This is a genomic window from Flavobacterium sp. C3NV, from assembly GCF_046825355.2.
In the GTDB taxonomy this organism is placed as follows: domain Bacteria; phylum Bacteroidota; class Bacteroidia; order Flavobacteriales; family Flavobacteriaceae; genus Flavobacterium.
In genome coordinates, this window is sequence record NZ_JBKQBJ020000011.1 from 194,813 (window position 1) to 218,829 (window position 24,017).

The following is a 24,017-nucleotide window of genomic DNA, read 5'->3' on the forward strand; positions in this document are numbered from 1 at the left end:
AGTCACAAAGAAGCAAAGTTAATTAGTGCAAATTCGTGAAATTTGTGTTTATTTTTTATTTACTTAATTCTTGTAATGTTTTCAATGCCTGAAGCCCTTTTCCGGAGAATAAGCTTTCTTTGGCTAATTCAAAACCTTCTAATGGCGAACATTTTGTAACGGTTGCAATCGCCATTGCAGCATTGGCTAAAACCACGTTGTTTTGTGCTTCAGTTCCTTTTCCTGAAATGATATTGGTAAACATATCTGCCGATTCTTCGATGGTTTTTCCTCCTTCGATTTCACTTTGTAATAAAAGTCTAACGCCAAAATCTTCAGGTTTTAGCATGCCTTCCATATGTGATGTTATTGTTTTGGTTGGACCGGTTAAAGAGATTTCGTCATATCCGTCAAGCGAATGTAAAATCGTGAAATTGATATCGGTATTTTGATATAAATAAGCATACATTCTGGCTAATTCAAGATTGAAAACTCCAACCAATTGATTTTGTGGGAATGATGGATTTACCATTGGTCCCAACATATTAAAGAACGTTTTTACTGCTAATTCTTTACGAATTGGTCCAACATTTTTCATTGCCGGGTGAAATAGGGGAGCGTGTAAAACACAGATTCCGGCTTTGTCAATACATTTTTCTAAAAACGAAGCGTCATTACTGAATTTAATTCCCATTTTTTCCATCACGTTGCTTGATCCTGAAATAGAAGAAACTCCGTAATTTCCGTGTTTGGCTACTTTTATTCCGGCTCCGGCTGATATAAATGAAGCTAAAGTCGAGATGTTGAAAGTATCTTTTCCGTCACCACCCGTTCCGCATAAATCGATGGTATTATAAGCTGATAAATCAACGCGAACGCACAATTCTAACAATGCTTCACGAAAACCCGAAAGCTCATCAATCGTAATGCTTCGCATCATAAATACGGTCAAAAATGCCGAAATCTGGCTCGGATTATATTGACCGCTTGAGATATTAATCAAGACGTTTTTTGCCTCTTCTTTTGAAAGGACTTCGTGATTGATTAATTTATTTAATATATTTTTCATTCTTTTTTAAGGTTCTAAGTTGCTAAGGTACTGAGGTGCTAAGTTTTTTTTACTGAAACTGTAAACTGTGACTGATAACTGTTAATGTTCATTTCCCTGATAAATCCACATGGGTTCTGTTTTTCCGGCTCTTTCAAATCCGTTTTTCTTGTAGAAATCAACTGATCTTCCGTCGGCGGTTAACATTTGCATATGAAAGTGACTGTATTTCTCCTGCATTTTATCCATAATCAATTTTCCAATTCCTTTTCCCTGATATTCCGGAAGTACTAATAAATGCGGATAATAAACCGTTAAAAATCCATCAGAAATCGCATTCCCAAGTCCGACTAATTTTTGATCTTCCCAGGCCGTAATTAAAGTTTCTGAATTGGTAAGAGCATTGTATAATTCGTTTGGTTTATTAGCCGAACTCCATTCGTTTGCTTTGTATAAAATCAGTATGTCTTCAATATTGATTTCTTTGGTTGCTGAAATAGTTATTTCCATTTTTTAAGGTTCTAAGTTGCTAAGGGACTAAGGTTCTAAGTTTTTTGAAACTGTAAACTGTGACTGAGACTGAAAACTAACTATTTATCCAGTTTTCTAAAATCAATTTTCCTTTTGGAGTTAAAACACTTTCCGGGTGAAACTGAACACCTCTTACATCATAATTTTTGTGTCTTAATGACATAATTTGTCCGTTTTCGTCTATTGAAGTAGCTTCAAGAACGTCCGGTAAATTAGCGTCTACAACCCAAGAGTGATAACGTCCAACTTCGAATTCGTTGCCTAAACCTTCGAACAAAATTTCATCGGAAACTACTGTTTTTACATTTGTAGCAACACCGTGATACACTTTATCAAGATTTGAAAGTGTTCCGCCGAAAACTTCTCCAATAGCTTGTTGTCCTAAACAAACACCCAAAATACTTTTTGTTGGCGCATATTTTGCAATTACCGCTTTTAATAATCCCGCTTCATCCGGGATTCCTGGACCAGGAGAAAGTAATATTTTATCGAAAGAAGCGATTTCGTCTATTTCAAACTCGTCGTTTCTGTATACGGTAACTTCGCAGTTTAAATCCTCTAAATAGTGCACTAAATTATAAGTGAAACTATCGTAATTGTCTATAACTAATATTTTTTTCATTTTTTTTGAGTTGCTAAGTTGCTAAGAATCTGAGTTACTAAGTCCTAAAACTGAGACTGTAAACTGAGACTGAAAACTAATTTTTATTTTTCTCGAACGTATTTTTCTGTAATGATTCGATCGATTCCTAATTTTTCTACTTTTTCGATTCCTTTTTGAGTTAAGGTGTCATTTTTGATTTTCACTACAAACTCAAATTTTCCGTTTTCCCATTGGCGGTTGTTGAAAAATTCCAGATTTTCGGTATAAATACTATCTTTCAAAGTATATTTTCCGCCTCCGCCAAAGAATACTGCATTTGTCGAATCTTTACCATTATTTAAATCATGATTGAAAAAAGCAAAATGGGTATCATTTATAATTTTAATCATTTTTGTTTTTGAATTGAAAGTCGAGAAAGTCGAATCTTTTTCTGTCGTTTCAGCTGATATCAGACGCCAGGTTCCTTCAATTGGATTCTCTTTTTTTTCAGAATTACAAGCTGTTACGCCAATGATTAAAAATAAAATTGAAATTGCTTTTTTCATGATTATTTGTGGTTTTATGGTTTGTTTGTTAATTGTTTCAGGTTACCAATTCTTGTCCCAACGGTTGAAATCGTTGGCTATGTTTATATAGCTTTCCTTTTACATTTTGTTTTTCAAACATAGCCCGAGGTCTCTACCTTGGGAGACATATCGTAAATGATTTTGTGTCAATTCTCTGCGACTGAATACTAAAAAGCTGAACACTGATTACTATATTTTCTCCGCCATTTCCAGCGCTGTATTCAATGCTCTTAATTTATTATAAACCTCCTGCATTTCGCTTTCTTCGTCAGAACTTGCTACGATTCCGGCTCCGGCCTGGCAGTGTAACTGATGGTTTTTACTCAGAAAAGTTCGAATCATAATTGCGTGATTAAAGTTGCCTTCAAAATCCATGAAGCCAATTGCCCCTCCGTAAAAATTACGATTCGTTTTTTCGTAATCTTCAATCAATTGCATGGCTCTGTGTTTTGGTGCGCCGCTCAAAGTTCCGGCTGGGAAAGTATCTGCAACTACTTGCATCGTTGTAGCTTTTTCATGTAAATGACCAGTAACTTTAGAAACCAGGTGAATAACGTGCGAGAAAAACTGAACTTCTCTATACTTTTCTACGTTTACATCATGACCATTTCGGCTTAAATCGTTTCTGGCTAAATCGACTAACATGACGTGTTCACTATTCTCTTTTTTATCCTCAGAAAGTTGTTTGGCTAAAACCGCATCGCGTTCGTCATTTCCGGTTCTTTTAAAAGTTCCGGCGATGGGATGAATTTCGGCTTTTCTGTTTTTAACGATAATTTGTGCTTCGGGCGAAGACCCAAATATTTTGAAATCTCCATAATCAAAAAAGAATAAATAAGGAGATGGGTTGATGCTTCTTAAAGCTCTGTAAACATTAAATTCGTCACCTTTAAAACCTTGTGTAAAACGGCGAGAAAGTACTAATTGAAAAACGTCTCCACGGAAACAGTGCTTTTTGGCTAAAGCCACATTGTGTTTAAATTCCTCATCGGTTAAGTTAGAGAAACCTTCACCTTCTTTAGAGAATTTGTATGATGCAATATTTCTCGATTGTAATAATTGTTCGATTTCGGCAATATTATTTTTTCCGTCTACGCTGTGGCAGAAAATATACGCTTCGTTTTTGAAGTGATTGATTGCGATAATGTTTTGGTAAACCGCATAAAAGACATCCGGAATTAAAGTTGCAGTATCTTTTTTGGCAATTGAAACTTTCTCGAAATAACGAACAGCATCATAAGAAATGTATCCGAATAAACCATTATTGATGAATTTAAAATCGTTTTTTTCTGATTTAAACTGACTTGAAAATTCCTGAATTACCTGAGGGATATTGGTAGAAGTATCGATTGCAATTTGCTCTGTTGTTCCGTCAGGAAAAGTTTTTGAGATGATTTCATTTTCGATTTTAATCGTTGCAATCGGGTTGCAGCATATGTACGAGAAACTGTTGTCATTTCCGTGATAATCACTACTTTCCAGTAATAAACTATTTGGGAATTTATCTCTTATTTTAAAATAAATACTTACCGGCGTAATCGTATCTGCCAGGATTTGTTTGTAGTGTGTATTGAGTATAAAAGGTTTCAAAGTATGTTGTTTTTGATTTTTAATATTTTCTTGCTTTAATTTCGACCAAAAAAAAAGGGCTTGTCGTGATGACAAGCCCTTTATATTTATAGTTTTACAGTACCATAGGAAGCTTCGTTCACGACGTTTGACGTAAATTCTTCCACCACCAAGTATTGTTCATTAATGTTTTCATTTCTTTATTTTGATGTGACAAAGATATAAATGTAATTTGGATTAGAATACATAAAATTTCAAAAAAATCTTTTCTAAATTTTAAAATTTGTTAAATTCTACTGTTTTAAATTACTTTAAAGAACTAATTTCCAATCGCAATTGTATTGTTTTGGTTCATTCTAAAATCCGGATTTCCTTTGATATTAGGCGTTGTAAACAATTCGCTGTTTTTGAGTTTTGTATAATTTATTTCGAAATCAGGATTGCTGTAGAATTTTTGAATTGAAGGATTTGCACCACCTGCTTCGCTTACAATTCCGCCATTACAATTGTTAACGATTAAGTTTTTGAATGTAATTTTAGCTAAATTAACATCGCCATTTCCAATATTTCCTTCCAATAAAGCGAACGGAGAAAAACCCGAAACGATACTGTTCGATAAATTAAATAAAGTATTTTCTCTAACGTAAACAGACTCACGTACAAGCCCCTGATTGTTTTCTTCCAGGTTTACAAGAGTAATATTGCTGGCTGTTATTTTAGTCAGTTTTTTGCTCATATCTGTGTTTCCAATTTTGTCATAAGAATCTACTTCAAAACATCTTGAACCTGAAATATCTGATGAAAATGGATGACGAATTGCAATACTGTTGCTAATGTTGATTTGTGCTCCTTGTGTAAAATCAAAATCGTCATCTGTAGTTCTGTACGAAACCAGATTATTCATATTCAAATCTCCGCCATAACATTCGAAAGAATCATCGTTTGAAAAACTAATCTGAATATTGCTTAAAACTGTTTTCCTTCCCACTCCGGCTAACGAAAGACCGTTAAGTTCTTTTGCAGCACTTAGTTTTCTTCCGGAATATTCAATTCTCACATATTTTAAAATTCCTGAATTGTCTTCAGCATCCTGACCTCCGTAATGATTTAGCATTGGTTCTAAATCAAAGGGTAGGGTGTGTACGCCACCAATCGTATTTATAGGTGCTTTTCCAAGTATAATAATTCCGCCCCAATCTCCGGGTTTTCTATCTGCAATTTCTTTATTCGAAGTAAAAACAATAGGATCAGTTTCTAAACCTTCGGCCACAATTTTTGCGCCATTGGTTATTACAAGAGTTCCGCAAGTTTTGTCATCTCCGCGAATAACGGTTCCAGGTTCTATCGTTAAAACAGCATTTTTGGTCACGTAAACAACACCAACTAACTGATACGTATTTCGTTTTGATAATTTGGTGTCTTTGTCTATAGTACCTGCGATAATGTTTGTTGCTTCATTATATTCAGTATTGGCTGGCTTAAAATTGGTCCAGTTACCCATCCAGTTCGAGTTGCCAATAATTCCTTTAGGTTGCTGCTGGGCTTGTAAAAATAATGTACTTAGAAGAGTAATAATTGCAATATGTATTTTTGCTTTCATAACTATAATTTTGATTTCCAGGTTTGTTTTTTTAGTTAGCCCAAAAGTAGAAGCCCAATGTTAATCAAAGTATTAGATGTTATTACGAAAGTGTTATGCGAATATTAAGGATGTTATCTTTTTGAAAGGAAATAAGATTACGGACTTGATAGAATAGCGATTTTAAAATTGTTTCTAATTAAATTTTCATTTAAAGATAACTTGTAACTTTGATAAAAATAAAATAAGATGGATTTAGATACTCGAAAAGTGATTTTTATTAGAGACTTTCTGAAACTTGAAAGCGAGAAAGCTATTTCTCAGTTTGAAAAATTATTGAAGAAAGAAACTAAAATTGATTCTGAATTAAAGCCAATATCAATTTCTGATTTTAATAAAAGGATTTCTGATTCTTTAGAAGATTCCAAAAATGGACGTGTAACAGGATCTGATCAATTAATTTCTGAAATAGAGAAATGGAGCTGAAAATGATTGGACTGATTTTGCTAAAAAAGAGCTGAAAAGTATTTTTAATTATTATAATAAAGAAGCAAATGTAGATGTCGCAAGAAAACTTGTTCTGAGGATTACAAAAGAGACATTAAAATTAAAACACCAGCCTCTAATTGGACAAAAAGAAGATCTTCTAATTAATAATCCAAAAGAAATTTGTTATTTAATTTTTAAAAATTATAAAATTATTTATTGGATAAATTTAGAGAAAAACTCAGTTGAAATTCTGGATGTATTTGATACTCGTCAGGATCCAATAAACATAAAAAGAACGAAGTAAAAATAGTAAATAATAAAAAGAAACCCCAATAGTTATGAACCATTGGGGTTTTTCTTATAATAAGAATTATGTGTGAATTTTAAAATGTTAGAATTTTAAAGCTACAGTTAATTCGAAATCATCATTGATAGTTTTGTCTCCTAAGTTTTCGAAGAAGTTACCAGAGTTGTATTTGATACCGTATTTAGTTCTGTCAACTTTGAAAGCTGTTGTTGCAGTGTTTCCAGCTACAGTAATATCAAAAGTTACAGGTTTAGTGATTCCTTTGATAGTCAAATCAGCAGTTACTGTGTAAACATCAGTAGATTTAGCTCCAATAGTTTTGAAAACTAATTTTGCAGTTGGGAATTTGTCAGTTCCAAAGAAATCGTCAGCTTTCAAGTGACCATTCAATTTTCCTTGGTATTCTCCAGTTAAATCTGTAGAAGTTAATGAAGTCATATCAACAGTGAAAGAACCACCAGTTAATTTTTTTCCTTTAAATACTACAGCTCCGTCTTTAAAGTTTACAGTTCCAGAGTGCTCTCCAGTTACTTTTTTACCTACCCATTTGATAGTAGATGCTTTTACGTCGATTTTTTTAGTTTGAGCATTTACTGAAATACTAGCCGCTGCTACGAATAATGCTATTGCAATTGTTTTTAAATTTTTCATGTTGTTTAAAATTGATTTTGGATTAATAATAATTATATAGTGATAAATAATTCTTCGTGAGATTTTCTAACTTTTTTGTAATGTTGCGTGTCATCTTCAGTATGTCTGTAACCAACAGTAGCAATAACTGATGCGTTTAAACCTAACTTGTCGAAACCTAAGATTTCGTTGAATGCAGCTGCATTAAAACCTTCCATTGGAGTTGCGTCGATTTTCAACTCAGCAGCAGCAGCCAATAAAGTTCCTAAAGCAATATAAGTTTGTTTTGCTGTCCAGATATTTTTAGCATCTTGTGATAAGTTCGAAATCACACCATTCATCATATCTGCAAATCCGCCTAAAGCTTCAGTAGGAATTCCTCTTGTTTCGCTAATGTTTTGAATATAAGCAGCTACAGATTCTGGTCCGGCATTTAAGTCGTTAGCAAAAATAAATAACTGAGATGAATCTGTAATTTGAGTCTGACCGTAAGCAGCAGCTTTCAATTGTTCTCTAATTTCAGGATTTTCTACGATCACAACTTTATAAGGTTGTAATCCGTATGAAGAAGCAGCCAGTCTAACAGCTTCTTTTAAAGAATTTAAATCTTCTGAAGATATTTTTTTTGTTGCATCAAATTTTTTTGTTGCATATCTCCAATTTAGATTATCTAATAATGTGCTCATAAAATTAATTTTGTTGGGTTCGGTATTTTTCTAATAATTTATTCAGTAATTCTAATTCTTCAGGACTTATATTCTCAGCAAATGTACGCTCGTGTTCATCTACCTTCGGGTCTAATTCTTTCAATACATCTAATCCCTTTTGGGTGATCAAAACTTCAATCTTACGTCTATTGCCAGGGCAAACATTTCTGGTAACAAAATCCTTCAGTAATAATTTATCTACTAGTCGGGTTGTATTACTTGTTTTAGCCAGCATACGTTCCTGTATTACACACATATTAGCAGGATTTCCTTTTTGTCCTCTTAATATACGTAACACATTATATTGTTCTCCGGATAAATCATACGGTTTTATCAACTCGTTGAAATGATCCTGAATCACATTTTGCGTGTACATGATATTCAGAATAACTTTTTTCGCATTATCCATCTTAACTGTACTTTTTATAACTTCTTCAATTGTCATAGTCGTAAGTGTATAATTTGTATATACAAATGTATATCTTTTAATAGTTGTATATACAAATGTCATGTTAAATTTTTGTTAATTGAAAGAACATGGAAATACTGGTAGATAAACTCTATATAATTAGTATAAAAATACAGTATTTTATTAATCTAAAACTCTGTTTGTTTGATATTTAACTAAAATATAAAGTTGCCAAATTCAACTTTGAAAAAATTTTTATCCATCCTGATGTTAGGTAAATTCAGAAATCTAAAATCTAAACTCAAAAATCTAAAATTAAACATCAGGGCATGCCACCATCCAGATAAGAGGGCTAATTTACTTTGCGCGTATACGCCCTCTTATCGGGATGCTGTCGGGCTATCCGCACTGCTTCGGCAGATTGCTTCTATCCCTCATGCGAATCCAGTATACAAGAAACCCGACAGGTCATAAAGACTTGTCGGGTTTTATAAAGAAATAATTATTCCGGTTTTTAGAATAACGAAACACCTAATTGCATGCGAGTATATTTTTCAGCCGGATTCCACATAATGCCTGCAAAAACAGGAAGCTTATATTGAAATATCGAAATATCCTTAGAAGCTTTAAAACCTGCATTGACTATGTTGAAGTTATGATCTGTATTCGATGAATATAAATTTGATTTTCCGTCAAGCGAAAATCCTGCACCTATATATGTATCTAATGTGATCTGATCATTTTTTATTAACGGATAGCCTAACTCTACATAAGTTGAGTATCTGTTTTTATAATCAAGATCAGGTTGTAATTCCTTATCATTTCCATAAAGAATAATATCAGCTTCAATTCGTAAAGGAAATGCCTCAGGAAAACGATACGAAGTTCTCAAGTCAATAAGGTGCGTTGTGGTGTTTTTATCATAATTAAAAACTTCCGGATGTTCAACATTTGTAGTATTGAACAAATCCCACAGGCCAATTGTGAGTCCTTTATTTTTGTATTGAACATAATAATCGACCTCAGTATATTTACCATCAAAACTGTTACCGCCCCAAACCCCAACCGAAAAGTTTCGGTTTTTGTCGAAAGTATAGTGAATATCTCCCATAGCAGTCATGCTTGGGCTAATGATTAATCCTCTCCAGAGATGACTGGTTGCAAGAGTAACATTAAAATTTAATCGGCTTGGCTCTTTACTTACAGTGCTTTCAGGCGTTGTTTCCTGAGCATAGCCAGCTAGTCCTATGATTATTACCATAGAAAGAAAAAGATTTTTCATAAAATTCTTAGATTAAAAGAAGATGTTGTTAATTAAGCGTGAGGTATAATGCAGCCGCCAACGAAGCTCCTATTATTGGACCTACAATAGGTATCCAGGCGTATCCCCAGTTACTACTTCCTTTTATAGGTAAAATAGCATGCATGATTCTTGGTCCTAAATCCCTTGCAGGGTTTATGGCATATCCGGTCGTACCTCCTAATGACAGACCAATTGCCCATACTACTATAGCAACAGGAAGTGCGCCTATAGTTCCTAAACCAATTGTTGCATTACTGTCTGCAATTTGTAAACTAGGTCCTGCAATGTAGAATATTGAAAAAATCAAAACAAAAGTTGCAATTGCTTCACTTAACAAATTCGAAAAATTGTTTTTGATCGCCGGTCCTGTAGAAAAACAAGAGAGTTTTGCGCCTTCATCTTCTGTTGCGGCAAAATGGTCTTTATGTGATAACCACACTAAAAAAGCACCTAACATTGCGCCAATCATTTCAGCCAGGATGTAAGTAGGAACTAAATCCCAGCTAAACTTTCCTATAAGTGCCAATCCAAGAGTAACTACGGGGTTTAAATGTGCCCCGCTAACAGGTCCTGCAATAGTTACACCTACAAAAACGGCAAATGCCCACGCGCTGGTAATTACAATCCAACCTGAACTGTTTCCGTTGGTACCTTTTAGGTTGACGTTTGCTACAACGCCATTTCCTAATAAAATCATTACCATTGTACCTAAAATTTCTGCTATAAAGGGAGTCATATCGTTAGTTTTTAGTTAGTCTTCAATCCAATGAGATGCGCGTCCTACTGCTTTGTTCCAGTTCTTTACAAGACTGTCTACTTTTGTTTTTTCCATTTCTGGAGAAAATACCTTGTCTATAGACCATTGCTCTTTCAGTTCATCCAGGTTTTTCCAGTAGCCTACAGCAAGTCCTGCAAGATAAGCAGCTCCTAAAGCAGTTGTTTCAAGTGTTTTTGGACGTGTAACTGTTTTTTCAAAAATATCCGATTGAAATTGCATCAATAAATTATTTGTTGCAGCTCCTCCGTCAACTCTTAGTTCTTTTCCTTCGTCTCCAAAATCTGCTTCCATCGCTTTCACTAAGTCATTTACCTGATAGGCAATTCCCTCTAAAGTTGCTCTGGCAATATGTGCATTGGTAGTTCCTCTGGTGATGCCAAACATTGCACCTCTGGCATATTGATCCCAGTACGGAGCTCCTAAACCAGTCAAGGCAGGAACGAAATAAACTCCGCCGTTGTCCGGTACGCTTGCTGCCAAAGATTCGATTTCTTCTGATGAGTTGATCATTTTTGCTCCGTCTCGTAACCATTGTACAGCTGCGCCTCCAACAAAAACACTTCCTTCTAAAGCATAAGTTGTTTTTCCGTTGATTTTCCAGGCTACCGTAGTCAATAAATTATTGGTAGATTGAATAGGTTTTTCGCCCGTATTCATTAGCATAAAACAACCTGTTCCGTAAGTGTTTTTTACCATTCCTGAACTAGTGCACAACTGACCAAAAAGTGCTGCTTGCTGATCTCCGGCAACTCCTGCAATAGGAATTTTGGTTGCAAATAGGGTAGTGCAGGTTTCTCCGTAAATTTCACTGCTTTGTTTTACTTCCGGAAGCATTGCTCTCGGGATATTGAATAATTCCAGTAATTCATTGTCCCATTCTAAAGTATGAATGTTGAATAATAAAGTTCTGCTGGCATTAGAAACATCCGTCATGAACAATTTGCTGCGGGTTAATTTCCAGATTAACCACGTGTCAACAGTTCCAAAACAAAGTTTTCCTTCTTCTGCTTTTTTACGCGCTCCGGGAACATTATCCAAAATCCATTTTACTTTTGTTCCTGAGAAATAAGCATCCAGAATTAAGCCTGTTTTTTTCTGAATCATATCGGCATGACCTTGTGCTTTTAGTTCGTCACAAAATTTTGCTGTTCTGCGATCTTGCCAAACGATGGCATTATAAATAGGTTCACTCGTTTCTCTGTCCCATACAATAGTAGTTTCACGCTGATTGGTGATTCCAATTGCTGCAACTTCTCTACCAGAGATTCCTACTTTTGCAATTACTTCAGCAGCTGTGCTTATTTGCGAAGACCAGATTTCGTTAGGGTCATGTTCTACCCATCCTGGTTTTGGGAAAATTTGTTCAAATGGTTTTTGAGAAAGACTTACGATTTCTCCGCCATGATTAAAGAGAATCGCTCTGGAGGAAGTTGTCCCCTGGTCAAGAGCTAAAATTAATTTGTTCTCCATGATTGATAGTATATAATTAAGTTAATAAAGTTTTATTGAGATTGAGATCGTTCTATCGAAATTCTGATAGAAAAAATCCTTTTGAAATTTCTTTGAAATTTTCAATTTCCTGAGTTATCCAGGCTTCGTCATGTCCTAATTCTTTAGCTAATAATCGTGCTACTTTTTCAGAAGACTCAACTGCAGCTCTGGCATCTAAGAATAATAAACGAACACGTCTTGCCAGAATATCATCTACAGTTCTTGCCATTTCGTATCGAATCGCCCACGCTACTTCTGCCATTGTAAACTCGTGATCCGGATGTACTTTTTCTTTTAATTCTGGCTCACTTTGTTGCAATTGACGTATTTTAGGAATATCAGAACCATAAATATATAAGTGGTTTTCTCTGTCTAAAGTTGTCGTAGGCTGATTCCCATGAATAGCAAGGTGTTCTGTATTACATCCTTTTGCCGGTATTTTTCTTGTTTTAATTGCCTTGTCAATAATGTCTTCTGCAATTTTTCTGTAAGTGGTCCATTTTCCACCTGTAATGGTGATTAACCCAGTTTCAGAAACTATGATTTTATGACTTCTTGAAACTTCTTTGGTGCTTTTTCCTTCTTCTTCGGGAGCAGCTAAAGGACGCAAACCTGCAAAAACAGATAAAACGTCGGCTCTCGTTGGTTTTTTGGCTAAAAAGCGTTGTGCTGTTTCCAGTACAAATTCAATTTCGCTTTCTAAGGCAATAGGTTCTAAGCTTTGTTTTTTGATTAATGTATCTGTTGTTCCTACTACGATTCGGTTATGCCATGGCACAGCAAACAAAACTCTGCCGTCGCTTGTTTTAGGAATCATTAGTGCATGATCACCAGGTAAAAATGATCTATCAAAAACCAGGTGAATTCCCTGACTCGGAACGATATATTTTTTATAAACTGTATCGTTTAGTTTCATTATCGCATTGGTAAAAACTCCTGTTGCATTTATAATAGCAGATCCTTTTAAATCATATTTTTCTCCACTTTCCTGATCCAGCACCTGAACACCAGTAACTTGATTGTTATCGTCTTTTAATAAATTGACAACTTTGCAATAATTTATAATACAAGCGCCTTTTTCGGCTGCAGTCTGAGCAATATTTATGGCAAGTCGCGAATCATCAAATTGTCCGTCATGATAAATAACACCGCTTGATAAACCTTTTTCCTGTACGTTAGGAAGCATTTCGATTGTTTTTCTTTTCGAAATATATTTTGAACGGCCCAAACTCAAACGTCCGGCCAATAAATCATAAATGGTTAAACCAATAGTGTAAAAATAACCGCCCCACCAATTGTAATTAGGAATTACAAAGGATTGGTTTTTTACTAAGTGCCCGGCATTTTGTGCCATTAAACCTCTTTCTTTAAGAGCTTCTCTTACTAAGTGCACGTCTCCTTGTTCTAAGTAGCGTACACCACCATGAACTAATTTTGTGCTTCGGCTTGAAGTTCCTTTGGCAAAATCTACTGCTTCGACCAAAATTGTTTTGTAGCCTCTGCTTGCTGCATCAAGAGCAGTTCCTAAACCGCTTGCTCCGCCTCCTATTACAATTACATCCCACTTTTCAGTGTCTTTTAGTTTCGATAACTGTTCTGAACGTTTCATATAGTGTTTGTTTTTGTTTCTTTTTCTGTTCTTTTGTTTCTGTAAAGCAAAATTAATGAAACTAAACGAAACTAAAGTAATAGAATAAGGTTTTTTTTGAATTATTTTTTTGTCGTACATTTATACCTTCAAGAATCTTAATATTATCAGGCTATTATGGTTATTATAAATAAAAGACAAGAAGAAATACTTAAGGAACTGGATAAAAACGGACATGTAAATGTGGCGGATTTATGCGAAATACTAAATGTTTCAACCGTAACGATACGAAAGGATCTGAACTTTTTAGAAAATGAAAAATTGCTGCACCGTACACATGGCGGTGCAAGTAAGCAGCCTATTTATGCTTTCGAAAGAGATTTAAGCGATAAAGAAGGACTTCAGGTAGAACAGAAAAAACAGATAGCAAGAGAGGCTTTAAAGTATATTAATAATTTTGATTACATCATATTAGGCTCGGGATCTAATGTTCATTATCTGGCGCAGATTATTTCTGGTTTTCAAAAGTTAACAGTGATTACACCTTCTTTAAAGGTTTCTTTAGAATTGAGTAAGGAAGCAAATGTAGATACAATTCAATTGGGCGGTGATGTTCGTAAGAGCTCAAACTCGGCGGTTGGTCCTATATCGGAAGCGATTTTGAGTCAGTTTTCTTGTAATAAATTGTTTTTAGGTGCAGACGGACTTCATTTAGATTTTGGATTAAGTACTTCAAATGCATTAGAAGCGCATCTTAATCAAGCCATGATTTCGGTTGCGGAAAAGGTAATTATTTTGGTAGATTCTACAAAAATGAATGTGAGAGGTTTTGGTAAGATTTGTAATTTAGATAAAATTGATGTTTTGATTACAGATGATGGTATCGATATCGAAACCAAAACGAAACTAGAAGAAATAGGAGTAGAGGTTATTATTGCTTCGAAGTAATTTTTTAATATTTATAACTAATGAACCCAACAGGTTTTTAAAACCTGTCGGGTTTAATTTTCGATTATGGATTAAAAGAGAAACCCGACACGTCTTGAAACCTGTCGGGTTTTATTTTTCATTTTTTAAAAAAAATTACTCATTTAAGTACTTTTCGATGTTTGTCATTATTATTTTTCGTTCTTCAGGAGTTGCGTCATTATCCATATCGCTGTGGTTGATAGGAGTGAACTGAACTGTCATGCCGTATTTTTTCTGTTCTTGTTCGGTTGGTAATACACCTTCGTCTGCAGCATAGTTTTTGGAACGTAAAATATATACTTTAGGGTGATTAACTCTCGGAAGTGGCATTCTTCGATTGTCCATCGTTATTATTTTATCAACCAATTTGGGATATTTTGTAGCAAATAAAGCGGTCATATCTCCGCCATTCGAGTGGCCAATTAATGTTAGGTGCTTAAAATCTAATTCTGGATTTGTAGTTTTAAATTGATTTAGAACATACAGAATATTTTCGGTACCTCTTTCCCAATTAGGTTTTCTTGTGACTTTAAAATCGCCGTCCATTGCCAAAAGATCATCCGTAGGTAATTCGTGCTGAATGCTAATGACAAAATATCCTTTTGAAGCTAAAGTTTCTGTTAAGTACGAATAAATCATATTGTCACCGCCTTTATTCTCTCCGTATCCATGACTAAAAATTATTACTCGTTGATTATTAATTTTTGTATCAGATTTAGGTTGAAAAATTGCAACAGGAATTTTACGGTTTCTCGATTTGTCAAATAATTCCAAACTATCAAGTTTAACAGGATAGCTGTTGTTTGATGTTTGAGAATTTGATTTCTTGTTATTTGAGCAACTTATTAAGAATACAGATAAGAAGATTTGAAAATATATTTTCTTCATTTTTTTGACACGCCTTTAGATTCCTGATCGTGGGATTATATTTTTAAACTAGCTTTTTTTCGAATGCTTTTCGTGCTGATCCTCTAAAAAATACTTCGCCACAATAGGTGTAGTTTAATTTATCCAGGATTTTTAGCATCGGGATATTGTCAAAATTCGTATCTACTTTTATACTATGAATATTGTTGGTAAGGCAGACATCTTCTATGTTTTTGAAAAGTTTTGTAGCAATACCTTTTCCTTTTGCCAGTTTTGATGCGGCTACACGATGTACAACAGCATAATCGCCATTGGTAAGCCATTTGCCTTGTATTTCTTCGTAAGCAGGTTCTTTGTCGAATATGATGGCGGCGTAACACAAAATCGATTCGTTCTCTGTGAGTACGTAAGCGTAACCGTTTTTTATGTCATTCTCGATCGTAAGTTCATTAGGATATCCGTCTTGCCATTGCGTGCTTCCGTCTTGTCGTCTTTGTTCTATTGCGTCCTGAAGGATATTCCAGATTTGAGGAATTTCAGAAAGTGCTGCTTTTCTTAAAATGAATTGTTCTGTTGTGTTGCTCATTTTTTATATGTTAAATCTTAATGAGGTAATTTATCTTTAATAAAACCATAAAACCAGGTTCCTGCAATAGCACTTAATAAAGTGACCACAATTACAGTAACTCCAGTCCCAATTTGAGCGAAAAGTGGTCCGGGGCAAGCTCCGGTAATTGCCCACCCGAAACCGAACAATAATCCGCCGTAGATTTGTCCTTTGTTGAAAGTTTTAGGCTGAATTTCGATTTTTTCTCCCTGAATAGTTTTGATGTTGAATCTTTTAATGATCTGAACAGATATAACGCCAACGACAACTGCGCTGCCAATTACGCCATACATAAAGAACGATTGCAATTGAAACATTTCCTGAATACGGTACCAGCTGATGATTTCGGCTTTTACGAATACGATTCCAAAAACGATTCCGACCAACATATATTTAAGGTTTGACAATCCTGAATCTTTTATCTGGCTTCCGTTGATTCCTTCTGTGTCTGTATTTTTATTTTCTAAATGATTCATTTTTGAAATTTTAAAGTGAAAGAATATAAGGCAAAATCAAATTGGCCATAATAAAACCGCCAATCATAAAACAGATTGTGGCTATTAATGAAGGCCATTGTAAGTTTGAAATTCCCATAATCGCATGTCCGCTTGTACAACCGCCGGCATAACGCGTCCCAAAACCCACTAAAAATCCTCCAACAACGATCATTATAAAACCACGAAGCGTAAATAAACTTTCCCACGAGAAAAGTTCTTTTGGTAGTAATCCCGAATGATCGGTGATTCCGTAAGTAGCTAATTGTTCAGAAAGTTGTGGCGTAATTTCAACCGGATTTGGATTTGCCAGGAAATAAGCAGCGATCACTCCGCCCAGGAAAATTCCGAAAACAAAGAATAAATTCCAGCTTTCTTTTTTCCAGTCGTATTTAAAAAATGAAATATTTGCCGGAATACAAGCCGCACAAATATGACGAAGTGAAGAACTAATCCCGAAAGATTTGTTTCCGATAATCAATAAAATAGGAACTGTTAACCCAATCAACGGACCTGAAACGTACCAAGGCCAAGGTTCTCTCAAAATTTCTAGTAGATTCATTTTTTTTAAAATTAGATTTTTTTTTCACCATATAAGTGATATAAGTAATTATAAGATGGAGTTTTAAATCGCGTTGAACTTATATGAGCTCATGTAAGTTTAACCAGTTTAGTTAAAACGTACCGTAATTAAATGAACTTATATCACTTATATGGTGAAAATTTATATTCAACGTTTATGCTTTTAGCACTTTACTTTGACAAACAAAATCTGATTTTGGAATATTTGTTTTTGCAATGGCTCCAAAACCACCTTCGATTTCGGTAAAGTTTCTAAAACCGCGGGCTTGCAAAATCGAAGCTGCGATCATACTGCGATATCCTCCGGCGCAATGCAAATAAAAATGCTCGTTCGGGTCAATGTCTTTTACCCAGTCATTAATATAAGCTAAAGGTTTGCTATAAGCATCGTCGATATGTTCAGCTTCGTATTCTGTTTCTTTACGAATGTCGATTACTTTATCTTCTTCAATTTTAAATTCACTCGCGAATTGTTCTGCTGAAATTCTATGAACCGTATCAGTTTCAAAACCGGCTTTTTCCCAGGCTTCAAAACCACCGTCCAAATGTCCTATGATCGAATCGAAACCAACACGGCTTAAACGCGTTACGGTTTCTTCTTCAAGACCAACCTCTGTAACCAATATAATAGGCTGTTTTACATCGGCAACCAACGTTCCAACCCACGGTGCAAAATCACCGTTGATTCCGATATTGATCGATTGCGGAATAAATCCTTTATAGAAATCGGCACTTTTTCTGGTATCTAAAATTAAAGCTCCGGTTTCTTCGGCTACAGCCTCAAATTCTTTTACATCAATCGCTTTCATTCCGTTATGCAAAACCGATTCGAAACTTTCGTAACCTTGTTTATTCATGGCCACATTCATACTAAAATAGGCTGGAGGAGGTAATAAACCATCGGTAACTTCTGTAATAAATTCAGCTTCAGTCATGTTGGCGCGCAAAGCATAATTCGTCGCTTTTTGATTTCCAATGGTCGAAACCGTTTCCTTGCTCATGTTTTTTCCGCAAGCACTTCCCGCACCATGCGCAGGATAAACGATAACTTCATCAGCCAGCGTCATGATTTTATCTCTTAACGAATGAAATAAAATTCCCGCCAATTGATCTTGTGTCATTCCGGCTGCTTTTTGAGCCAGATCCGGACGGCCAACATCGCCAATAAATAAAGTATCTCCAGAGAAAATAGCGTGATCTTTTCCGTTTTCGTCAATCAATAAATAAGTGGTGCTTTCCATGGTGTGCCCCGGAGTATGCAAAGCTTTTATTGTAATTTTTCCAATTTTGAATTCTTGCCCGTCTTTGGCAGAAATGCAATCAAATTCGCAAGCCGCATTTGGTCCGTAAACAATTGGCGCCTGAGTTTCTTTGCTTAAATCGATGTGTCCAGAAACAAAATCAGCGTGAAAATGCGTTTCGAAAATGTATTTCAGTTTCACCTCATCGCGTTCTAAACGATCCAGATAAGGCTGAATTTCACGAAGCGGATCAATAATCGCAGCTTCGCCATTTGAAGTTATATAGTAAGCACCTTGTGCTAAACATCCGGTGTAAATTTGTTCTATTTTCATGATATGTATTCTAAAAAGAAGGGAATACAAAGGTAACCTACTTTTTGCTTAAAATAGGTGACTAATGTTACACAAATTTGATTTTTGTGTAAAAAAAGACAGGGTTGTTTTACCATATAAAGCCCATAGGAAATTTAAAAATACGTGTAATCGACGTTATGCTAAAATGAACTTATATCACTTATATGGTGAAAAAAATAATCTACGTAATTTTACATCTACAAAAATCATTAACATGAACACAGAAGATTTATTGAGTCAAATCGCTTTTATAAAAGAGATTGATAAGCTAAAATATATTCAGCGCAAAACGAAATTGTTTAATAGCGACCGAAATGAAAATGATGCAGAACACAGTTGGCATCTGGCTTTGATGGCGATTGTTTTGGCAGAACATTCAAATGAACCAATTGATGTTCTAAAAGTGGTGAAAATGGTTTTGATACACGATATTGTCGAAATAGATGCCGGTGATGTTTTTATATACGATACACTAAAAAGTCATGATAATACTGATGAGGAAAGATTGGCCGCGAATCGCATCTTCGGATTATTGCCTAAAAAACAGGCAGATGATATGATTGCGATTTGGGAAGAATTTGAAGCAGGTGAAACTAATGAAGCCAAGTTTGCAAAATCAATGGACAGACTAGAGCCTTTATTGCAGAATACGTCTAATAACGGAGGAACCTGGAAAGAGTTTGATGTACCTTATAAAAAAGTCTATGAAAAAAAGAGCGTTATAAAAGAAGGTTCAAAAACGATATGGAATTACGCTGAAGGATTAATAAATGAAAGTGTAGAAAAAGGAATTTTGAAAAAGGAGTAAAATGCCAATTCTTTTAACACATAGAAACATAGTTTAATTTGTCTTCAAAAGGCGTTTCACTTGGCATCAATTCACATAGCTATGTGTGAAGAAATGTATTTCTTTTTTGCATTCTTTTTTTAAAGGATTAAAAATCTATGTTTCTATGTGTTTAATATTTTTAAGGATTTACAATGTTAGTAATTCTCGTGTTTTTATTATTAAGTGTTTTTAAGAAGATTCAAAAACGATATGGAATTACGCTGAAAGTTTAATAAATGAAAGTGTAGAAAAAGGGGTTTTGAAAAAAGACTAAATTTTTAAACCTATAGATTTGTAAAATCAAATATCAATATTTTACCAGAAAGTAATACAGGTATATTTTAGGTTTTGCGAATTTTGTATTTATATTAAATGTATTAAATGAAATTTTTTATTGCAATATGTTTAACCTTTTCTGATTAAGCTAAGGTTATATTTTCTTATCTAACTTATATGGTTTAAAAAAGAAAAAACTTCTTTTAAAGGCAGGGAATTCAGGTTTTAATGGGTAAATTTGAGGAGACTTCATAAATAAAATACCGCCATGGAAGAAATGCTTTTTTATGACCGAATGCAATTCGCCTTCACAATTACTTTTCACTACCTTTTTCCGCAACTTACAATGGGTCTTTCGCTGATCATTGTTTATTTTAAATGGAAATATCTTAAAACTAAAGACGATCAATACAATCACGCCACGCATTTCTGGATGAAAATCTTCGCTCTGAATTTTGCGATGGGAGTTGTAACGGGAATTCCAATGGAGTTTCAGTTTGGAACCAATTGGGCTAAATTCTCTGAGTTAACTGGTGGAATCATCGGACAAACTCTGGCGATGGAAGGGATGTTCTCTTTTTTCTTAGAATCCTCATTTCTGGGCATCTTTTTGTTTGGAGAAAAAATAATTGGACATAAATGGCATTTTGTAACCGGATTATTAATTATGATTGGTTCCTGGGCCAGTGGATACCTTATTATTGCCACACATTCGTGGATGCAAAATCCGGTTGGTTACGAAATTCTTGAAAATGGAAAATTTGTTCTGACGAATTTTAAAGCGTTGTTCCTGAATCCGTGGTTATGGCCATCCTATCTACACAATCAGGCAGCTTCTCTGGTTACAAGTTCATTTGTAGTAGCCGGAATTGGAGCTTTTTATATTTTAAGTAAAAAGAATGTTACTTTCGGAAGAATGTTTGTAAAAACAGGCGTAATTTTCGGATTGATTTCTAGTGTTATTGTGGCAGTTCCAACGGGAGATTTACTGGCTAAAAATGTCGTAAAATACCAACCCGTAACTTTTGCAGCAATGGAAGGAATTTTTCATACCGAAAAGAAAGGTTCTGAAATTGTTTTAATTGGGCAGCCCGATGTAAAAGATAAAAAACTGGATAATAAAATTGCTGTGCCTAATATCTTAAGTTTCCTGACTTACGGAAGCTGGCATCAGGAAATAAAAGGTCTGGATCAGTTTGAAGAAGATCTTCATCCAACCAATATTTCTGGTTTATATTATGCGTATCATATTATGGTAGGACTCGGAACCATATTTATAGGCTTGATGGCTTTTGCACTTTTTCAGTTAATTAGAAAGAAATTATTCGAAACCAAATGGGTTTTGTGGTCGTTGATGTTTATGATGCCATTTCCGTATATCGCCAATACTACAGGTTGGTACACGGCCGAATTAGGAAGACAACCCTGGTTGGTTTATAATTTGTTACGAACTTCTGCGGGAGCGTCACCAACGGTTTCATCCGGAAATACCTTGTTTACTTTATTAGGTTTTATAGGATTGTATCTTTTACTTGGAATGTTGTTTTTGCTTTTGATTGGAAAAATCATCAATAAAGGACCTCATAATGTTGAACTGAATTCAGAAAAAATATAGTTATGGAATTTTTTTGGTACGTTGTTTTAATGGGAATTCTGGCCGTTTATATTGTATTAGACGGTTACGATTTTGGAGCAGGAATTATTCATTTATTTTTTGCGAAAGAAGAGAAAGATAAAAAAGCAATTACAAGCGCTATTGGTCCGTTTTGGGATGCCAATGAAGTTTGGATTATTGCTGCGGGAGGTGTTTTGTTTTTTGCTTTCCCTACTTTATACGCTTCATCTTTTAGCGGATTTTATTTGCCGTTGATCATGATTTTATGGTTGTTGATTTTCCGTGCGATAGGTCTTGAAATGCGCGGGCAAGTGCATCACCCCATGTGGGAAGCCATTTGGGATAAAGCTTTCGGGATCGCCAGTTTGCTTTTGGCTTTATTCTTCGGGATTGCTTTGGGGAATATTGTTCGTGGTGTAAACTTAGGAATGGTAACCAATGGAGTTTCGACTCAGGAAGCGCATTATTTCTTTTTGCCTTTATGGAATCCTACTTTTAGCCCGCAGGCAAATGAGTTGGGAATTATAGACTGGTTTACGCTATTTTTAGGAATTGTAAGTGTTGTTGCGCTGACAATTCATGGTGCGAACTGGATTATTTATAAAACGAATTCGGCGTTGAATCCAAAACTTAAGAATGTAGTTTTTAAACTAAATATTGTGTTATTGGTTTTAGTTTGTATTTCGCTGCAAATCTGGCATTTTATTGAGCCAAAACCGTTTCATAATTTCGTAGAAAATCCAATTCTTTGGTTCTTTCCTTTAATGACTTTTGTTGGTATCTTGGGATTATTCAAAGTTCGTTCCTGGCAAAAAGACGGAATGGGATTTTTGTTTTCGACTTTGTTTCTGGTCGGAGGATTTGCCTCAACAGCCGTTTCGATTTTTCCGAATGTTTTGCCTTCTACAAATAATGTAAATCCATCATTGACGATTTATAATACTGCCGCAGGAGAATATGGATTGAATGCCGGAATGAGTTGGTTTTTTATTGCTTTGTTTTTAGTGATTGTTTATTTTATTATTCAGTACAGAGTTTTTAGCGGGAAGATGGATGATGTTGGGTATGGGGAACATTAAGTTTTTTTTTTTGCCACTAATTACACAAATTTTCACGAATTAATTATATGAATAGCCGTTGGTTTTAACCAACGGTTTTTTTGTTTTAATCATCGGGGCTTTAGTTAAAAATGTTATTATATTTGACTAATAACGAATTTATTATTTGATAATTACATGATTGAAATCAAAGGTTATCCAAGTAATTATTAAATTTAAAGTATTTTTAAATTATGTTTTTCAAAAAGAAACCACTAAAAGAAACTGAGTTTGCTGAAAAATTTGCTAAGCAATTACTAAAAAAAATAAAAGGATTAAAAATTACTTTAATAAATGAACTTGAGGTTAGGAGTGAATTTAATGGAGGGGCGCATAAACATTTTTTAGATAATTGTTATTCTGAATATATAGCTGATACAAAATCTATTAAAAAGACAATTGAAAAATACATTGTTAGCATTGCTGAAATTTACTTACCTAAAGAATTTGTAAAAGTTGAAAGAATTCTTCCAATTATTAAAGACAAAAGATTTGTAAAAAGTTTAGAAGAGATAAATGTAGATTTTCGAAAAAGTCATATTTATGAACCTTATAATGATGAATTGTTTGTTTTTTATGCAGAGGACCGGGAAAATTCAATTCATTATATTTCAAAGAATGATCTTGAAGAAATCAATTTTCCAATTGAAGATTTAAAGGAAAAATCAATTGAAAATCTTTTAAATAGTTTCGAAATGAAACGCCATGGTGAAAATGGATATTATATGATAACTATTGGAGGAAATTACGAATCAAGTTTAATTTTATTAGATATTTGGCATCGGGAAAACTTTTCAGTAAATGGTGATTTTGTGATTGGTATTCCTGCACGGGATATATTGTTTATTACCGGAAGTAAAGATTCAGAGAATTTGCATCGTCTTTATGATTCGATAAAAAAGATAAATGAAACGGGTGATCATCTGGTTTCTGATAAAATTTTCGAATTTAAAAATGGAAAGTTTGAGGTTTTACAATAGTTAAAACAAATTTTTACTAATTAAATTCTATGAATAACCGTTGGTTTTAACCAACGGTTTTTTTATGCAGTAGTGTTGGCGTTAGCCAAATTGTTGAGTATATTTGGCTAAGCCGAAAACGTTTATTTCATATTCCTTGACAAAACCTAAGGTAGCAAATGTTAATAATGATTAATTTTTCTATTGCCGTTGCTTTGTTTATCGCAATAAGCTAGCGTATGTCCTTGCGAGGAACGAAGCAATCTCAATATAGTAATTATGTATTTTTAAATTATTTCCTGCCTTTGCGTAGTAAGTTTTTTATTTGGAAGATAAATCTTGTTTTTGAATGCTTAAAAGCGGTTTTGAAATTTTAAATGATAATAGATGAAAGTTAAAATTGCAATAAGTGTTGTAGTATTTTTTTTAATTGTATTTTATTCTTTAATGCAAATAAATTTTTTAGATTACGAAAGTCCAAAAAAATATGATGAAATAGATGAAATTACGTTTAATGATTTTAAGGGTTTAGAGTTTTTTCAAAATTCA

At 34.3% G+C, this 24,017-nt stretch carries 24 protein-coding genes and 1 pseudogene; 7 read left to right on the forward strand and 18 right to left on the reverse strand.

What is annotated here, in order from left to right; translation table 11 throughout:
- Positions 1-55: 55 nt before the first annotated feature.
- The 6 genes from trpD to ACIDC4_RS16795 form a co-directional block, all read right to left on the reverse strand.
- On the reverse strand, positions 56-1,048 hold the full coding sequence (trpD, locus tag ACIDC4_RS16770; protein ID WP_412044564.1) for an anthranilate phosphoribosyltransferase: 993 nt from the start codon (positions 1,046-1,048) through the stop codon (positions 56-58).
- An 81-nt stretch (positions 1,049-1,129) separates the two neighbouring features.
- Entirely contained in the window at positions 1,130-1,537 is a 408-nt protein-coding gene (locus tag ACIDC4_RS16775; protein WP_412044563.1) for a GNAT family N-acetyltransferase, read from the reverse strand.
- A gap of 76 nt (positions 1,538-1,613) precedes the next feature.
- Positions 1,614-2,180, reverse strand: coding sequence for an anthranilate synthase component II (locus tag ACIDC4_RS16780; protein ID WP_412044562.1), 567 nt, complete (start codon positions 2,178-2,180; stop codon positions 1,614-1,616).
- A gap of 83 nt (positions 2,181-2,263) precedes the next feature.
- On the reverse strand, positions 2,264-2,707 hold the full coding sequence (locus tag ACIDC4_RS16785) for a hypothetical protein (protein WP_412044561.1): 444 nt from the start codon (positions 2,705-2,707) through the stop codon (positions 2,264-2,266).
- A 210-nt stretch (positions 2,708-2,917) separates the two neighbouring features.
- Positions 2,918-4,318 carry an anthranilate synthase component I family protein gene (locus ACIDC4_RS16790; RefSeq protein WP_412044560.1) on the reverse strand — a complete coding sequence of 467 codons (1,401 nt, stop codon included), beginning with the start codon at positions 4,316-4,318 and terminating at the stop codon, positions 2,918-2,920.
- 298 nt (positions 4,319-4,616) lie between these two features.
- Entirely contained in the window at positions 4,617-5,897 is a 1,281-nt protein-coding gene (locus ACIDC4_RS16795; protein WP_412044559.1) for a hypothetical protein, read from the reverse strand.
- 228 nt (positions 5,898-6,125) lie between these two features.
- On the opposite strand from ACIDC4_RS16795, the gene ACIDC4_RS16800 reads away from it, so the two are divergent.
- Entirely contained in the window at positions 6,126-6,362 is a 237-nt protein-coding gene (locus tag ACIDC4_RS16800; RefSeq protein WP_412044558.1) for a hypothetical protein, read from the forward strand.
- A 19-nt stretch (positions 6,363-6,381) separates the two neighbouring features.
- A pseudogene (locus tag ACIDC4_RS16805) lies at positions 6,382-6,669 on the forward strand (type II toxin-antitoxin system RelE/ParE family toxin); the annotation flags it as partial.
- Between the two features lie 87 nt (positions 6,670-6,756).
- Here ACIDC4_RS16805 and ACIDC4_RS16810 read toward each other — a convergent pair.
- The 7 genes from ACIDC4_RS16810 to ACIDC4_RS16840 all read right to left on the reverse strand — a co-directional run bounded on the left by ACIDC4_RS16810 (position 6,757) and on the right by ACIDC4_RS16840 (position 13,599).
- Positions 6,757-7,323, reverse strand: coding sequence for a YceI family protein (locus ACIDC4_RS16810; protein ID WP_194618422.1), 567 nt, complete (start codon positions 7,321-7,323; stop codon positions 6,757-6,759).
- A gap of 32 nt (positions 7,324-7,355) precedes the next feature.
- Positions 7,356-7,988, reverse strand: a complete 633-nt coding sequence (locus ACIDC4_RS16815; RefSeq protein WP_412044557.1) for an NAD(P)H-dependent oxidoreductase — start codon at positions 7,986-7,988, stop codon at positions 7,356-7,358.
- Between the two features lie 4 nt (positions 7,989-7,992).
- Positions 7,993-8,454 carry a MarR family winged helix-turn-helix transcriptional regulator gene (locus tag ACIDC4_RS16820; protein WP_230040957.1) on the reverse strand — a complete coding sequence of 154 codons (462 nt, stop codon included), beginning with the start codon at positions 8,452-8,454 and terminating at the stop codon, positions 7,993-7,995.
- Positions 8,455-8,932: 478 nt separating this feature from the next.
- Complete coding sequence (locus ACIDC4_RS16825; protein WP_412044556.1) at positions 8,933-9,700, reverse strand: hypothetical protein; 768 nt, start codon at positions 9,698-9,700, stop codon at positions 8,933-8,935.
- 28 nt (positions 9,701-9,728) lie between these two features.
- Positions 9,729-10,457: an MIP/aquaporin family protein gene (locus ACIDC4_RS16830; RefSeq protein WP_412044555.1), complete on the reverse strand. Its 729-nt coding sequence runs from the start codon at positions 10,455-10,457 to the stop codon at positions 9,729-9,731.
- A gap of 15 nt (positions 10,458-10,472) precedes the next feature.
- Positions 10,473-11,969, reverse strand: coding sequence for a glycerol kinase GlpK (glpK, locus tag ACIDC4_RS16835; protein WP_412044554.1), 1,497 nt, complete (start codon positions 11,967-11,969; stop codon positions 10,473-10,475).
- Between the two features lie 52 nt (positions 11,970-12,021).
- A complete protein-coding gene (locus ACIDC4_RS16840) occupies positions 12,022-13,599 on the reverse strand; it encodes a glycerol-3-phosphate dehydrogenase/oxidase (protein ID WP_412044553.1) in 1,578 nt (525 codons plus the stop codon).
- 156 nt (positions 13,600-13,755) lie between these two features.
- Between ACIDC4_RS16840 and ACIDC4_RS16845 the strand changes: the two genes are divergently transcribed.
- A complete protein-coding gene (locus tag ACIDC4_RS16845) occupies positions 13,756-14,526 on the forward strand; it encodes a DeoR/GlpR family DNA-binding transcription regulator (protein WP_230040516.1) in 771 nt (256 codons plus the stop codon).
- A gap of 135 nt (positions 14,527-14,661) precedes the next feature.
- Here the strand turns inward: ACIDC4_RS16845 and ACIDC4_RS16850 are convergent, their stop codons facing one another.
- The 5 genes from ACIDC4_RS16850 to ACIDC4_RS16870 all read right to left on the reverse strand — a co-directional run bounded on the left by ACIDC4_RS16850 (position 14,662) and on the right by ACIDC4_RS16870 (position 18,671).
- A complete protein-coding gene (locus ACIDC4_RS16850) occupies positions 14,662-15,435 on the reverse strand; it encodes an alpha/beta hydrolase family protein (protein WP_412044552.1) in 774 nt (257 codons plus the stop codon).
- 43 nt (positions 15,436-15,478) lie between these two features.
- Positions 15,479-16,000 (reverse strand): GNAT family N-acetyltransferase, encoded by a 522-nt coding sequence (locus tag ACIDC4_RS16855; protein WP_412044551.1) that lies wholly within the window; start codon positions 15,998-16,000, stop codon positions 15,479-15,481.
- Between the two features lie 17 nt (positions 16,001-16,017).
- The gene (locus tag ACIDC4_RS16860; protein WP_412044550.1) at positions 16,018-16,497 is read right to left on the reverse strand and encodes a DUF6691 family protein; all 480 of its coding nucleotides are present in this window, start codon (positions 16,495-16,497) and stop codon (positions 16,018-16,020) included.
- Between the two features lie 10 nt (positions 16,498-16,507).
- Positions 16,508-17,077 (reverse strand): YeeE/YedE family protein, encoded by a 570-nt coding sequence (locus tag ACIDC4_RS16865; protein ID WP_412044549.1) that lies wholly within the window; start codon positions 17,075-17,077, stop codon positions 16,508-16,510.
- Between the two features lie 175 nt (positions 17,078-17,252).
- The gene (locus ACIDC4_RS16870; protein WP_412044548.1) at positions 17,253-18,671 is read right to left on the reverse strand and encodes an MBL fold metallo-hydrolase; all 1,419 of its coding nucleotides are present in this window, start codon (positions 18,669-18,671) and stop codon (positions 17,253-17,255) included.
- Positions 18,672-18,906: 235 nt separating this feature from the next.
- On the opposite strand from ACIDC4_RS16870, the gene ACIDC4_RS16875 reads away from it, so the two are divergent.
- The 4 genes from ACIDC4_RS16875 (at position 18,907) to ACIDC4_RS16890 (ending at position 23,489) form a co-directional block, all read left to right on the forward strand.
- Positions 18,907-19,500 carry an HD domain-containing protein gene (locus ACIDC4_RS16875; protein ID WP_412044547.1) on the forward strand — a complete coding sequence of 198 codons (594 nt, stop codon included), beginning with the start codon at positions 18,907-18,909 and terminating at the stop codon, positions 19,498-19,500.
- 565 nt (positions 19,501-20,065) lie between these two features.
- On the forward strand, positions 20,066-21,412 hold the full coding sequence (locus ACIDC4_RS16880) for a cytochrome ubiquinol oxidase subunit I (protein ID WP_412044546.1): 1,347 nt from the start codon (positions 20,066-20,068) through the stop codon (positions 21,410-21,412).
- Positions 21,413-21,414: 2 nt separating this feature from the next.
- Positions 21,415-22,491 (forward strand): cytochrome d ubiquinol oxidase subunit II, encoded by a 1,077-nt coding sequence (gene cydB, locus ACIDC4_RS16885; RefSeq protein ID WP_412044545.1) that lies wholly within the window; start codon positions 21,415-21,417, stop codon positions 22,489-22,491.
- A 212-nt stretch (positions 22,492-22,703) separates the two neighbouring features.
- The gene (locus ACIDC4_RS16890; protein WP_412044544.1) at positions 22,704-23,489 is read left to right on the forward strand and encodes a DUF1444 family protein; all 786 of its coding nucleotides are present in this window, start codon (positions 22,704-22,706) and stop codon (positions 23,487-23,489) included.
- The last annotated feature ends 528 nt before the right edge of the window (positions 23,490-24,017 follow it).

Coding starts and splice junctions, on each gene's coding strand:
- ACIDC4_RS16845 (WP_230040516.1), top strand. CDS start 13,756: ATGGTTATTATAAATAAAAGACAAGAAGAAATACTTAAGGAACTGGAT.
- ACIDC4_RS16865 (WP_412044549.1), bottom strand. CDS start 17,077: ATGAATCTACTAGAAATTTTGAGAGAACCTTGGCCTTGGTACGTTTCA.
- ACIDC4_RS16810 (WP_194618422.1), bottom strand. CDS start 7,323: ATGAAAAATTTAAAAACAATTGCAATAGCATTATTCGTAGCAGCGGCT.
- ACIDC4_RS16860 (WP_412044550.1), bottom strand. CDS start 16,497: ATGAATCATTTAGAAAATAAAAATACAGACACAGAAGGAATCAACGGA.
- ACIDC4_RS16875 (WP_412044547.1), top strand. CDS start 18,907: ATGAACACAGAAGATTTATTGAGTCAAATCGCTTTTATAAAAGAGATT.
- ACIDC4_RS16890 (WP_412044544.1), top strand. CDS start 22,704: ATGTTTTTCAAAAAGAAACCACTAAAAGAAACTGAGTTTGCTGAAAAA.
- ACIDC4_RS16785 (WP_412044561.1), bottom strand. CDS start 2,707: ATGAAAAAAGCAATTTCAATTTTATTTTTAATCATTGGCGTAACAGCT.
- ACIDC4_RS16830 (WP_412044555.1), bottom strand. CDS start 10,457: ATGACTCCCTTTATAGCAGAAATTTTAGGTACAATGGTAATGATTTTA.
- ACIDC4_RS16850 (WP_412044552.1), bottom strand. CDS start 15,435: ATGAAGAAAATATATTTTCAAATCTTCTTATCTGTATTCTTAATAAGT.
- cydB (WP_412044545.1), top strand. CDS start 21,415: ATGGAATTTTTTTGGTACGTTGTTTTAATGGGAATTCTGGCCGTTTAT.
- ACIDC4_RS16870 (WP_412044548.1), bottom strand. CDS start 18,671: ATGAAAATAGAACAAATTTACACCGGATGTTTAGCACAAGGTGCTTAC.
- ACIDC4_RS16880 (WP_412044546.1), top strand. CDS start 20,066: ATGGAAGAAATGCTTTTTTATGACCGAATGCAATTCGCCTTCACAATT.
- ACIDC4_RS16775 (WP_412044563.1), bottom strand. CDS start 1,537: ATGGAAATAACTATTTCAGCAACCAAAGAAATCAATATTGAAGACATA.
- ACIDC4_RS16840 (WP_412044553.1), bottom strand. CDS start 13,599: ATGAAACGTTCAGAACAGTTATCGAAACTAAAAGACACTGAAAAGTGG.
- ACIDC4_RS16800 (WP_412044558.1), top strand. CDS start 6,126: ATGGATTTAGATACTCGAAAAGTGATTTTTATTAGAGACTTTCTGAAA.
- ACIDC4_RS16855 (WP_412044551.1), bottom strand. CDS start 16,000: ATGAGCAACACAACAGAACAATTCATTTTAAGAAAAGCAGCACTTTCT.
- ACIDC4_RS16815 (WP_412044557.1), bottom strand. CDS start 7,988: ATGAGCACATTATTAGATAATCTAAATTGGAGATATGCAACAAAAAAA.
- ACIDC4_RS16795 (WP_412044559.1), bottom strand. CDS start 5,897: ATGAAAGCAAAAATACATATTGCAATTATTACTCTTCTAAGTACATTA.
- glpK (WP_412044554.1), bottom strand. CDS start 11,969: ATGGAGAACAAATTAATTTTAGCTCTTGACCAGGGGACAACTTCCTCC.
- ACIDC4_RS16780 (WP_412044562.1), bottom strand. CDS start 2,180: ATGAAAAAAATATTAGTTATAGACAATTACGATAGTTTCACTTATAAT.
- ACIDC4_RS16825 (WP_412044556.1), bottom strand. CDS start 9,700: ATGAAAAATCTTTTTCTTTCTATGGTAATAATCATAGGACTAGCTGGC.
- trpD (WP_412044564.1), bottom strand. CDS start 1,048: ATGAAAAATATATTAAATAAATTAATCAATCACGAAGTCCTTTCAAAA.
- ACIDC4_RS16820 (WP_230040957.1), bottom strand. CDS start 8,454: ATGACAATTGAAGAAGTTATAAAAAGTACAGTTAAGATGGATAATGCG.